12 protein-coding genes are annotated in these 11,674 nt (G+C 68.4%); 2 read left to right on the top strand and 10 right to left on the bottom strand.

Features of this window, described 5'->3' with window-relative positions:
• Positions 1-13 precede the first annotated feature (13 nt).
• The 10 genes from ONR57_RS09120 to ONR57_RS09075 all read right to left on the bottom strand — a co-directional run bounded on the left by ONR57_RS09120 (position 14) and on the right by ONR57_RS09075 (position 9,604).
• Positions 14-703, bottom strand: a complete 690-nt coding sequence (locus ONR57_RS09120; RefSeq protein ID WP_265123030.1) for a hypothetical protein — start codon at positions 701-703, stop codon at positions 14-16.
• A 55-nt stretch (positions 704-758) separates the two neighbouring features.
• Entirely contained in the window at positions 759-1,775 is a 1,017-nt protein-coding gene (locus ONR57_RS09115) for a ParB N-terminal domain-containing protein (RefSeq protein WP_265122925.1), read from the bottom strand.
• Positions 1,772-2,698 (bottom strand): hypothetical protein, encoded by a 927-nt coding sequence (locus tag ONR57_RS09110; RefSeq protein WP_265122924.1) that lies wholly within the window; start codon positions 2,696-2,698, stop codon positions 1,772-1,774. Before ONR57_RS09110 ends, ONR57_RS09115 begins: the two co-directional genes overlap by 4 nt.
• Before the next feature lie 95 nt (positions 2,699-2,793).
• Positions 2,794-3,246: a hypothetical protein gene (locus ONR57_RS09105; protein WP_265122923.1), complete on the bottom strand. Its 453-nt coding sequence runs from the start codon at positions 3,244-3,246 to the stop codon at positions 2,794-2,796.
• Positions 3,243-4,058: a DUF2637 domain-containing protein gene (locus ONR57_RS09100; protein ID WP_265122921.1), complete on the bottom strand. Its 816-nt coding sequence runs from the start codon at positions 4,056-4,058 to the stop codon at positions 3,243-3,245. Before ONR57_RS09100 ends, ONR57_RS09105 begins: the two co-directional genes overlap by 4 nt.
• A complete protein-coding gene (locus ONR57_RS09095; protein WP_265122919.1) occupies positions 4,058-5,029 on the bottom strand; it encodes a bifunctional DNA primase/polymerase in 972 nt (323 codons plus the stop codon). Before ONR57_RS09095 ends, ONR57_RS09100 begins: the two co-directional genes overlap by 1 nt.
• Positions 5,029-6,150: an ImmA/IrrE family metallo-endopeptidase gene (locus ONR57_RS09090; RefSeq protein ID WP_265122918.1), complete on the bottom strand. Its 1,122-nt coding sequence runs from the start codon at positions 6,148-6,150 to the stop codon at positions 5,029-5,031. The genes ONR57_RS09095 and ONR57_RS09090 overlap by 1 nt, the downstream gene beginning before the upstream one ends.
• 244 nt (positions 6,151-6,394) lie before the next feature.
• Complete coding sequence (locus tag ONR57_RS23300; protein ID WP_265122917.1) at positions 6,395-7,324, bottom strand: AraC family transcriptional regulator; 930 nt, start codon at positions 7,322-7,324, stop codon at positions 6,395-6,397.
• Positions 7,325-7,457: 133 nt separating this feature from the next.
• Positions 7,458-9,005, bottom strand: a complete 1,548-nt coding sequence (locus ONR57_RS09080) for a PH domain-containing protein (RefSeq protein ID WP_265122916.1) — start codon at positions 9,003-9,005, stop codon at positions 7,458-7,460.
• Positions 9,002-9,604: a PH domain-containing protein gene (locus tag ONR57_RS09075; protein ID WP_265122915.1), complete on the bottom strand. Its 603-nt coding sequence runs from the start codon at positions 9,602-9,604 to the stop codon at positions 9,002-9,004. Before ONR57_RS09075 ends, ONR57_RS09080 begins: the two co-directional genes overlap by 4 nt.
• Before the next feature lie 96 nt (positions 9,605-9,700).
• Between ONR57_RS09075 and ONR57_RS09070 the strand changes: the two genes are divergently transcribed.
• Positions 9,701-10,303 (top strand): TetR/AcrR family transcriptional regulator, encoded by a 603-nt coding sequence (locus tag ONR57_RS09070; RefSeq protein ID WP_265122914.1) that lies wholly within the window; start codon positions 9,701-9,703, stop codon positions 10,301-10,303.
• Between the two features lie 40 nt (positions 10,304-10,343).
• Positions 10,344-11,438, top strand: coding sequence for a TRM11 family methyltransferase (locus tag ONR57_RS09065; protein ID WP_265122912.1), 1,095 nt, complete (start codon positions 10,344-10,346; stop codon positions 11,436-11,438).
• Positions 11,439-11,674 lie beyond the last annotated feature (236 nt).

Genomic DNA, 11,674 nt, shown 5'->3' with positions numbered 1-11,674 from the left:
ACATGTCACCGACCTATCGGAGGGGGTTGTCGAGCTGGGACAGCCGCAGCAGATGACAGGTCTCGTAGGTCGGGCCGCAGACCACGAACACCGTGAACGCCACCGCGTGCTCGGAGGTCACCTGCTCGTCGTTCCACAGCCCGGTGCGGTGGCGGGTGCCCTCGATCGTGACCGCGACCGTGCCCTCGGCGAGCTGCCCCGGCTGCGCCTGCTCGACCGCGGTCGCCCAGGAGTCGGGGATATAGGCGTTGTCGATGGAGATGTGCTGGGCGGTGGCGTACTGCCGCAGCTCCAGCCAGGCATCGCGGGACGGGAGGTAGGCGGCGATGTCGGAAGCGAGCCCGGCCTGCTCGGTGCCGGTGGGGTCGCCGACGTCGAGGACCACGCTGGTGTAGTCCAAGGGCATGAACCCGCTGGCGGTGTCCCACTCGAACAGCGCGGTGGCGACGTTGCGGGCGAAGGTCTCCGGATCATCCGAGGCCCGCACGACCGGCAGCCGCGGTGTCGTGGTGGGCACCGGACCGGAGGGCGTGGTGATACTCGGCTCAGGGCGGCCACCGTCATCGTCCCGGTCCGGGTTGGGTGGTCCGGCCAGGAGGCCGTAGACGCCCATACCGGAGAGCACGAGCACGATGACCGCCGCGGTGAGGGCGGCGATGACTCGGCGGCGGGTCCGTGGTTCGGAGAGGTCGGGAGTCTTCATGCCCACCAGGTGCGCTCCCGCCACCAACCCAGGCAGGGGCAGGGCGGGGTGGCCGTCAGAGGGCGCGCAGATGGGCGCGCGCGGACACTGGCTCGTCGTCGGCAGTGTCGCGGTCGCGCAGGGTGCGCAGTTCCTCGGCGAATCGGCTGGTGCCCTCGGCGGTGGTCAGGAACGACTCGATCTGCTCATCGCTCAGCTCGGTGGCGAGGTGTTCGGCGTCGTAGTGGGTCCACCAGTCAGCGAGCTCGCCCCAGGTGAGCACGAACGCCCGCACCGGATACCGGACTGGCTCACCGTCGTTGTCGGGCACCGGCCGAGGTCGTGCTGCTCGCTTGCCGGTCTTCATCTCCTTCGCGCGGGCGAGGGCGTCGGCAGCGAGCTGATGCAAGTCGGTCTCACGCTGCTCCTGGGCGGCCTCGGCGAGGCCGCGGATGTGCCGGTAGATCGGATCGACCGCAGCACCGGAGTCGATCCGCTCCAGCTCCTCGACCACCTGTGCCCGGAGTGCAGCGGGTTGGGCGGGGTCCTCGGCGATCTGTTCGAGGTAGCCGATCTTCTCCAGCGTCTTATACGAGGCGCCGCCAGGAATCATGGCCGCCGCCTGCTCGCGGGACTTCCCGCGCGGCCCGCCTAACGGGGGTGGAAATTTTCCACCCCCGTTAACTCCGGGCTGATATTCGCTAGTGAACCGGGTCGCTGCGTCGCGACGCTCGGCATCCTCGGCCATGAGGGTCTTCAACTCCCGATACAGGGCGGCGGCCTCGGTCTGGGTCAGGGGCTTGTGGAGCACGTTGTCGTCCTGCTCGGCCAGCAGGTGCCCGAGGCGGTCGGAGATCCCGCTGCGGACCCAGACGTTGACCTTGCGCCAGCCGAGCTGCTTGATCGCCGCCAGCCTCCTGGCTCCGCACACGAGCGCCCCGTCGGGGGTGATGGTGATCGGCTGCAACAGCCCGTCGCGGTCGATGGAGGCGGCGAGTTCGTCGATGTCCCCGAACGCGGTGCGGTGCCGGCGCCCGACCCGGATCGAGTCAACGGTGCGTTCCAGCTCGATGTACCCGGCCGGTGCGGTCACGACCGATCACCACCAGGCTCGTGCTGGCCGGGTGCGGCCAGGGAGATGGTCAGGATGAGGTCGTCATCGCGCAGCAGCACCGGCACGGTCTCGCCGATCAGCAGCCGCAGCAGCACACCCCGCCCCGCGGTCGTGGCGGCGTAGGCGGGGTGCGGGTTGCCCAACAAGGCGCGCAGCAGCGCCGCCCACGAGGAACGCGGGATGTCCAGCAGCGCGCGGGCGTGCTTGTCCCGCCGCAGCGCCTCGTAGGCGGCCTGGCGGGTGCCGGTCTTTGTCAGCGCCCCGCAGACATGCTCCACCCCAGCCCTGGTGGTGGCCGGGTCCCAGCCCAACAGCGTGAACAGCGCGATCGCGTCCTCGGCCGCCGACCCCGCGGACATGCACGCCCGATCCGAGCCGTGCCCACCATCATCGAAGCCTGCCCCGGCAGCGTCCGTCTCCGCGTCGGCGCCGTCGTCGTGGTTGTGGGTGTCGGTGATGTGGAAAGCCGGGTGATAGTCGGTCAGCGCGTTCTCCCGGTCGGAGAACCGCTCCGGGTCATGAAACGCCGAGACGTGCGGGCGCCTCGCTTGGTGGACCGAGCAGAGCAGTCCTTGGGCGCGTTCTTCGAAAATGCAGGTGATCCGCACCGCGTGCGTGATCACCGCCCACGGGTCGCGTGCCTCACGGGCGGCGCGGGTGATCATCACCTTGAACGCCGCCGACGCGGCCTCCCACGGGTCCAGGCCGTGCTTGCGGGCGAGGGGTTCGTACTTGGCCGCGGTGTGGGCCATCAGCTCCGCGGCCACCGGATCATGGCTCCACGAGCCCGCTCCCGCGGCGTGGAGCCGGTGCAGCAGCGTCCGCAACCCGTCGCTGGTAGTGAAGTCCTCAGCACCCTCGCCGTCAGCGATGTGCGAGTGGGTGGGTGTTGTCGTGGTCATGGTCTGGCACCTCCTGACAGGTAGGTGCACGCGCGTCCCCACACCACCGTCAGGGACGGCGACGGCGACGTGATGATGGGGGTGCGCATGTCAGGTCACCCCAACCCGATCCCCGAACGGCTCACCCACGACTGGTGCCGGCTGCCGCGGCCGAACTCCGAGACATCCGGCAGCCGCCGCGCCCGCTCACTGATCGTCTGCGCGGCCTTACCGAGACCGCGGCCGCTGGTCTGCGTGATGTGGCCGGTGAGGTTGCGGGTGCGGCGAGCGAGTTCGACCTCGAAGTCGATACCCCGACCCGCCACCGTCGCGGACTGGCGGGCGAGCAGATCGGTGGGCCGCACCCACTCCACACCCCGCACCCGCCGCGCATCGTCCACGCTCTTCGTGTTCATGCCGCGGTTGCGCGCGGCGACCTTTGCGGCCTGCACCGCCTCCGGCGTCCCCGCCTTCTCCGGGCCCTCTTGAACCGAGTGTTCCTTGGTCGGCTCGGGTGGGTTCTGCCGGCGCTCGTACCGTTGACGGGAGTGGTCGGTGGGGGTGGTCATGGTGTCTTCGCCTCCTCGACGGTCTGCTTGTCGGGAAGGTGCGCGGGCGTGAACCAGCGGCCGACCGTGGACGGGTGCACGCCGAGTTCGCGGGCGATGCGTTTGTTCGACCACCCCTGCTCACGCAACCTCGCGGCGCGCTCACGCCGGTCCGAGCGCGTGCCGCCGGCCCGCGTGTGCCGGGGGCTCTCGACCACCGGCGGTGGGGCATCTGGCGCGCTGTTCCCATCAGCGGCGTCCTCCACCGGCGCTGGCGTCGCCGGGAGCAGACTCGGTTCAGGCGCTTCGACGGGCACGGACGACTGCGTCGGCAGCTCCACCGGCGCGACCCGGTCACGGGCGACCATGCACGTGTCAGTCAGGGGGTCGGTGGCTGGTGGGAGTGGTCGGGTGAGGATGACGGTCAGGTGGGTGATCGCCAGCAGCACCACCGGCGGCACCGCCGCCACTGCGGCGGCCAGCACCCCGGGCACATCGGCATCGGCGGCGACCACGGCATGGAGGGCGTTGGCGGTCACCGAGACCGCGGCGCCGCCGATCAGCAGCGCCCACGGATACCACGCCGACCTTTGGCCTGCGAGGGCGACGACGGCGACGGTGGCCACGACGATGATGCCGTCCACGATCAGCGGCCACGCCCACGCCTGCCCGGCACCGACACCGCTTCGGGCCGCGAGGTCTGCCAGCGCGGTGAAAGACAGCCAGAAGGCGCCGGCGGCGATGAACACCGTCCCGGATACCGCCGTCACCACCGCCCACCGGCGCCCGGCGGTCCTGCTCGCGACCGTGCTGCTCGTGATCGGGGTGGTCATCACAGCCCCCGCACCCTTGACGACTCGGTTGACGGGCGGGTGCTGTTGTTGCGGTCGAACCAGGCGGTCGCGGCCAGCGGCGAGGCGCCCCGCACCGGCGATGACCCATCGCGTGCGCCGCGTCGGGCGGGGGTGCGGCGGACGGTGCGGTAGGCGGAGCGCACCGTGGCGGTGATCTCGCGCTCGGCGAGCCCGGCGTGACCGGCGGCGGTGGTGAGCACATCGAGCGCATCCGAGGCCGGGAGCCCGTTCTCCGCGAGTCGACACGCTGCCCAGAACAGGCCGCGGTTCCGCTCGCCCTCGCCACGGGCAGCGACCCACGCCGCGAGCCGGGACACATCGACATCGACACCCCGATCCAGACTTCCTGGCGCGTGCCGGGGTGTGGGGCGGGGGTCGAGGAAGTACCGCAGCCGTCCCGCATCCAACACGCTGGCGGGGCCGGCGTTGACCTCCTCGACCTGGTAGCCGACTGTGGTGCCCTCGATGGAGCGGGCCGAGGGCGGGACGATGATGTAGCCACCGTCGCCGCGGAAGTCGATCCCCGCGCGGGCCGCCTGCCACGACCGCTGCTCCGTGCCGGGTGTGGCCGGGTAGTAGGCGTGCATCCCGCCGGTGGGAGTGCCCACCAGCAGCTCCCAGCCGTCCACCAGCCCGGCGCGGGTGGCGCGGTCGAAACCGGTCCGCCCGTCGACCGGCCCGTGCACATCGACGTCCACCACGACCGCGCCCGAGGCGGCGCCGGTCGGGACGCCGATGTTCGCGCCCGGTGACTGCCGCCACCACGCCTCGATCTGATCCAGGTCCGTGGTGGCGTCGTGGAACCCGTGCTCGGTGGCCGGCCGCTTCCCCCACGGTGCGCAGGGGAAGACCGGCACCCCCGCGCACGCGAGCTCTCGTGCGGCGGCCGACAGCGGCCACGCCGCATTCATCCGCAGCAGGACCGACGAGACGGCGCCGTGCTCGGCCATCACAGCATCCGCCCCTCGACCGCCGGCACCGGTACGGGTCTGGCGGCCGGTTCAAGCGATGGAGTCGCCTGCCGCGGCGATGCCGGCTCCACGGTCGGCGACGCTTGCGCTTGTGCGGGTGCGTCGCGCTGGGCGGCGTCACGGTCCAGACCTGGCGGGGTGCCGTCACCGACCTGCGCGGTGTCGAGCTGGTCCAGGATCGCCAGCGCGGTCTTGCGGACCCGCTCACCGGTGGCCTTGACGACTTCCACCGGCTCTTTGCCGTCGACGCGGGCCGCCCAGGTGGAGACGTACGGGATCGTGTAACCGGAGGTGTCCATCCCGTGGGCGGCGCCGATCATCAGCGCGACGGACTCGGCTTCGACCTCGCCGATGCCGCGATGCTGCCGGGCTTCCTCGGCGTCGGGGCCATGCAGGAGGACGTGGCCGAGCTCGTGGGCGAGGGTCTTGACCTGCGCGGCCGGGTCCATGTTCTCCCGCACCGCGACGGTGTTCGCGGTGTAGTCGGTCATCCCGTTGGCGCCGTGGATCATGCCCTCGTGCGGCACCCGCAGCACCGTGAACCCGGCCGCCTCAACCTGCGCCGTGAGCCCGTCCCACAGCCCGGCTGGGGCCTGGCCTTCCAGCAGCTTCGGTGCGGGTGGTTCGGGGATCTGGTCGCCGGCGGTCTGGGAGGCGTCCCACACGTAGGCCGGGCGGACGCCGACCATCCGCGTGCGCACGACCTCACCGGCACGGGGCTTCTCGCCCTTGCTCAGGCGTCGCCACGACTCCGCATCGGCCGGGGTGGCGGTGGCGAAGCGGCCGGTGACCGGTGCGAGTATCTGATACCCCGGTTGTCCCTTCTGCACCTGTCGGCCGAGGCTCTGCCACTGCTTGTAGCCGGCCACATACGACGGCAACGGCGCGGGCACTAGGCCGGCCTCGAACGCTGCCTGGTGCTGCTCCCAGATCAGCAGCGTGTTGGAGAACGATCTGGTCCTGAACTGTGCCGCGAACGCGAGCGCGCGAGTCCAGTCCTCACCGGAGACGAGCTGTTCGACCGCAGAGGCGAGGCGCTCGTGGAGCTCGTGGAGCTTCGCCTCTCGCGCGGCTTTGTCTTGCTCCCGTGTCGTGGCCATCGTCGTGTCCTCCCGATACCCTGAGCACCGGGCCGAACTGGGCCTCGGTGACCATCAGGTGCGCCGGGATCACCAGCAATGACGAGACGGACAACGGACGATGTGACCGTCAGGCGTGTGGTGAACCCGACGAGTCCGTACCGGACTATCAGCCCCTCAGCAGTCCCGGGCGCCGAGGCCGGCGATGATGCGGATACTCGTATCGGGGTTGCGGCGATCTGTATCGCCGCCGTCCTGGCCCTGCTCAGGCGGCAGTCTTCTGTCGGCTCAGTTCCCGGTAGCGCGTCGGGGTGACGCCCACGGCCTGGCGGAACATCCGAGCGGCGTGACCTCGGCTGTACCAGCCGACCCGTCGCATCGCCTCCTCGATCGGCAGCTCGGTCTCACGCAACAACCGAGCGAGATGCTCCGCGCGGATGGTCACCAGGTACGTCATCGGGGACTTGCCATAGGCATCTACGAACACGCGGCCGAGTTGTGAGGGCGATAGATGCACGGCATCGGCGATGCTCTGGAGCGTCCATCGCTCGGCGGGCTCGTGACGCAAGAGTTCGACGGCCTGCCGTGCCTCGGCTCGCAATGGCGCGAACTCACGACGGCGCGGAGGACTCGGATGCGCTACCCGGCACTGGGTCACTGATCGGCGCACCGCGGTCGTCCTCACGTAGGGCGTGATCACGTCGAGCACCGCGAACAGTAGCGCTTGCATCCGGTAGAACCGATCCGACGAGATGCCGTTGAGGCTGAGGGCGACGAGTTCGTCGAGCCACGGCATGAGCATTCCGGCACGGTCCTCGCCGAGGTGGAGTATCTGCGCGGGTTCGGAGTACAGCTCGGCGGCGAAGTCCTGGGCGTCGAGACGGTCGGACAGCAGGGCGGCGTGCTGCCAGAACACCTGATCGATCACATAGTCACGATCCAGATAGAGGGTCGTGACCGTGATCGAACCTTCAGGTTCGCTCCCACACAAGGTATTCGCGCCGAGGATGACGACATCGCCGACCGCGACGGGTTTCTCGCCGAACTCGCTGAGCAGAATCGCCGAACCGTGGCGGACGAAGATCAGTTTCACGCAGTCATAGGCGATGGGCCCCACCGGACAATGCACGCTGCTGGTACGGGCGAGCAACGGACTGAAGTCCCGTCCTTCCTGATCCCGCGGTCCAGACGTCACAGCCGCCTGCCCTAAACGGCTCGGTCACGCGGCGACCTCTCAGCCACCCGCGGTGTCCCGATCGTTGCTCCTTCAGTTGCTCTTGTTCGCGCAGGAGAGCAAGGCCGGCAGCACCGGTGATTCAGGGGGCCACTCATCGTCCCGACTCGATGAAAGGATCGAGCAGTCCTGGTGCCGCCTGAGCCGCAAAGCGGAACGCTTCGTTGGCGTCGACATCTGGTGTCTCGTAGATGCCCCACCCTGCTGCTGTCATGGCCGATACCGTGCTCAGCTCGAGTCGGCGTTGCAGGATCGACTGGCGTACCGCAATCGTGCTGACGGCGTCACGCCGTAGCGCGGATGTCGAGCGGCTGAGCAGGCCAGAGCGCGTGATGACGTAGTCGCCGTCGATCGCGTGCCCGAGCGCCCTGTAGGCGACGACGGCGCACGCCATGGAGACCGGCCAGAGCGACAGAACGATCCAGACCGTCCAGATTGGCGCGACGCCAGCCCAGACCGGCCAGGCGATAAAGCCGAGGCCTCCTATCGTCACTCCGGTCGCCCACCAGAGACGCCGCCGCAGTGCCGCCGGTGGGTGACGGGGCAAAGCCACCATCAGCGGGCAGGGCTCCCCGAGCACGCGAACGGCGACGTGTCGTGCGACCGAGATCGGACCTCGTGGCACGAGCGCGGTGGGTTGCTCAGCAGACCACAGCCCCAGGCCGGTGGTGATGAGGTTGGTGTCTGCCATCCCCATCCACCGCCACAGCAACGGCTCGTCAATGGTGAGACCACGCATCCGGGATTCGTCGCGGTTGACCTCTCGGGTGCTGAACAGGCCGCGACGCGTTCGCAGGAAGGTGCTGTTGCCGGAGTGAACTCGCGCGAGCTCGAAGTTCCAGTTGGCCGTGAAGAAGTTGACTCCCAGTCCGATCACGCCGAGTGCGCCGGCTCCTATCACGATGATGGCGATCGTCGTCACCAGGCCCAGTCCTTGGTTCGATGCGGTATCGCTCGCGAAGGACAAGAGATTGACCCCGAAAGTGGACGCGAGCCAGAACACGCCCCACAGCAGTCCTGCGGCCATGAGGTAAGCCCAGATCGTGAACATGTTGTAGACGACCCACCAGGGGCGAAGGCGCGCGAACACATGTGGACCGGCGACGGGATCGGTCCCGTGGGTGCCGCCCGTGCCAGCGGGGGCGCGTTCTGTGCCGAGCAGTTCTTCGCGCAGCTTCTCGGCATCGGCTCGCGTCAAGGCGTCCAGCCTGAATGCTGCCTCTCGTGCGCTGGTTTGCTGGCCTGCGCCGATCGTCACCACCCGCAGTCCCGCGAGGCGGTGGCGCAGTTTGGCGTGGGCATCGACGCTGCGGATGCGGTCACGTCGGACGGCACGCGAGCGGCGGACGAAGACTCCGGTGCGGCGTTGAACCTCGTTGTCGGTGAGGCGATAGGTCGTGAAGAACCACCGCATGGCGTCGCCGACGGCTCCGACGAGCCCGAGCAGAGCGATCAATGCGAGCGGCCAGAGGTTGCCCACAGAAGGCGTCACGCCGACGATCCAGACCGCGATGGCCCCAGGGGTCAGAGACAGCACAGCCTGGACGAGGTCGACCCAGATGACGCGGACGCTCAGTCGTCGCCACTGCACGTCGTTGCGCGGCAAGCGCTGGGGGTGAGCCGGGGATGCAAGAACGCTCATGTCGCGTCTCCCGGCGTCAGTTCCGCCACCGCAGACAGACGAGTGACGGCTTCCTGCGCCGTCCGCTGGTCCAGTCCGTTGATGTCGATCGAGCCGTAAGACGAGGCTGTCGTCACTCGCAGCGTCGACAGGCCCAGCAACTGCTCGATCGGCCCACGCACCGCGTCCACGGTCTGAATGCGCGAGGTCGGAGCGACCCGCCACTCCACGACCAGCCAGCCGTTGGTGGCATAGGTGGCGTGCTCGGCGACCTCCCAGCGGTGGACGCGATAACGCCACCACGGCTCAACGAGCATCTTGGCGAGCAGGACGGCTCCCGCGGCCACGATCGGGGCGATCAGCCAAGGCCGGCCGTCGTCCCACAGGACGGCTGCGACGACCAGCGCCGCCAACAGCGCTCCCCACCGGACCGCGGCACGCAGCATCCACCACCAAACGGCTCGGCGCTCCACACGCAGCATCGGCAGCCGCGGGACAACGGCCGTCGCGGGCTCGGCGGCGCCAGTCAAGCCGCCGACGTAACCGTCACTCCCGGAAGGCGAGAGCACGGCAGGATACTGCCTGCGCTCGCCGCGAGACGTGGCCTGCGCCTTCGTCATAGATGAGACCTCTCAAGTCGTGCAGTACGGCAACCTCTCGTAGGTCACTCTGTCCTATGATAGATCACACTGTCGCTGTGGACTACACTGTTGTCCATGAATCGCATGCAGGAACCGATCAGGCGTGACCGCAGCCAGTCGATGGCCCGCACCCGCCAAGCGATCCTCGACGCCGCGGTGGAGATGCTTCGCCGTGACCCCGCGGCCTCGATGGCGGCGATTGCCGATGCCGCCGGCACCGCGCGCAGCACGCTGCACCGCTACTTCCCCGAACGTTCCGACTTGATTGAGGCGTTGCAGGAGCTGGCTGACGAGCAGGTCACCAGAGCCACAGAACGCGCCCGTCCGGAAGAAGGCACCGGCAACGAGGCCCTGATGAGGGTGTGCCAGGAGTACTTCGAGCTGGACGAGCTGATCGCGGTGGCCTACGGCGACTTCACTCAGGGCGATGACCTCGAAACCCTGGACGACATGGACGCCGACTTGCTCGCACTCGTGGAGCGAGGGCACGCGGACGGCACGATCGACCCCACTCTGTCTCCCGAATGGATACACATCCTGCTCTGGCACTTTCTCGACGCGGCGTGGTCGATGACAGCCACCCGCAGGGCGACGAAACACGAAGCCCTCACCCTGTGCCTGCGGACGCTCGACAAACTCATCACGCCGAGCGATCCGCGATCGCAGCGGTCCGTCTGACCCATCAATTTGATCCAGAGCGAGGGGAGGGATGAGAAGTATGACCGATGCACGACGCGCGAGTTCCTACGAACGAGTATTGAGCGCGGCACGTGAGCAGGAGTTCGCCATCCTTCTCGAGCCCTCGGCGAATCGCGTGTACTCCGAGAACGCCGTCAACATGCTCCGCGCCGAGATAGGCGTGTTCGATGAGTTCCTGATCGACGGTGCCATCGGGAACGTTCGCGTCAGCACGGTCGGGGCCGCTCAGTGCCTGCGGTTCTCCACCGAAGGCCTGACCGAACGTGACCTGGACTGCCTTGCGAACCTGTCATCGGCCTACGTGTTGTTCGCCGTTCACGACGAAATGCTGATGCCCGTCGCCGGCAGACCCTTGGATCGTTACGACCACGACCTGCTCTCGATCCTGAAGTATCGGGGCAAGACCAACGAGCAGTTCACGAAGCTCCTCATGAACGTCACAGCCGCGACTTTGAACTCAGCTGACGCGTACCTCAAACGACAGCTTCGCGTCCTCGACCCGCTGTGCGGTCGTGGTACCACACTGAACCAGGCGATCATGTACGGGTGGGACGCCTGCGGCATTGACATCGACCGCGGGGACATCGACACCTATGCGGCGTTCATCAGCCGGTGGCTGAAGGACAAACGGTTCAAGCACGCCCTTCACGAGTCGCGAGTGCGCCGAGAAGGCAAGACTCTGGGTCGCCGCTTCTCTGCTCAGTTCGCCGAGTCCAAGACGGCATACAGGGCGGGAGCCGTGCAATCGCTCGACGTCATCACGGCCGACACGCTGCACACCGCCGACGTGGTGAGCGGTAGAGCCTTCGACCTGATCGTGACCGACGCGCCCTACGGGATTCATCACGGCGCAACCAGCTCCCGCTCCGGACTCTCGCGAGACCCCTCTGCGTTGCTTGAAGAGGCGACGACGGGCTGGGCAACCGTTCTCCGAACGGGAGGTGCAATCGGCCTCGCATGGAACACCCGTCAGACGACACGTTCGCAGCTCGAATCCATCCTCGCCAGGGAGGGCCTCGAAGTGGTGGAAAGCGAGCACCTCCACGGCTTCCGTCACCGCGTCGACCACGCCATCGACCGCGATCTGATCGTTGCCCGTAAGACCCGCCACTGAAGCCTTCCGGCGGACGAGCAAGGCCCCCAGAACATCCGACGGCGCCCCTAGCCCGATCCGGCGGCCAACGCTTTGATCGCGGCTGCTGCTTGCAGCGGCAGCACACCGTTGCCGAGGGCGTTGAGCTGCTGGTTGTCGGTGAGGCCGTGAGCGGGGTCGGTGACCCAGCCTGGTGAATCGCCCCGGCTTTAGTGGAGGGCGGGTTCTCCCAGCGCCGGCTGGTACTGGGAGGTGTT

Source organism: Hoyosella sp. YIM 151337 (assembly GCF_026041215.1).
GTDB lineage: Bacteria > Actinomycetota > Actinomycetes > Mycobacteriales > Mycobacteriaceae > Hoyosella.
This window is presented reverse-complemented; position numbering and strand designations above follow the sequence as displayed.

Bases quoted from the DNA above. Each gene is read 5' to 3' on its own strand.
- ONR57_RS09120 (WP_265123030.1), bottom strand. From the start codon at position 703: ATGAAGACTCCCGACCTCTCCGAACCACGGACCCGCCGCCGAGTCATC.
- ONR57_RS09110 (WP_265122924.1), bottom strand. From the start codon at position 2,698: ATGACCACGACAACACCCACCCACTCGCACATCGCTGACGGCGAGGGT.
- ONR57_RS09105 (WP_265122923.1), bottom strand. From the start codon at position 3,246: ATGACCACCCCCACCGACCACTCCCGTCAACGGTACGAGCGCCGGCAG.
- ONR57_RS09100 (WP_265122921.1), bottom strand. From the start codon at position 4,058: ATGACCACCCCGATCACGAGCAGCACGGTCGCGAGCAGGACCGCCGGG.
- ONR57_RS09095 (WP_265122919.1), bottom strand. From the start codon at position 5,029: ATGGCCGAGCACGGCGCCGTCTCGTCGGTCCTGCTGCGGATGAATGCG.
- ONR57_RS09090 (WP_265122918.1), bottom strand. From the start codon at position 6,150: ATGGCCACGACACGGGAGCAAGACAAAGCCGCGCGAGAGGCGAAGCTC.
- ONR57_RS09080 (WP_265122916.1), bottom strand. From the start codon at position 9,005: ATGAGCGTTCTTGCATCCCCGGCTCACCCCCAGCGCTTGCCGCGCAAC.
- ONR57_RS09075 (WP_265122915.1), bottom strand. From the start codon at position 9,604: ATGACGAAGGCGCAGGCCACGTCTCGCGGCGAGCGCAGGCAGTATCCT.
- ONR57_RS09070 (WP_265122914.1), top strand. From the start codon at position 9,701: ATGAATCGCATGCAGGAACCGATCAGGCGTGACCGCAGCCAGTCGATG.
- ONR57_RS09065 (WP_265122912.1), top strand. From the start codon at position 10,344: ATGACCGATGCACGACGCGCGAGTTCCTACGAACGAGTATTGAGCGCG.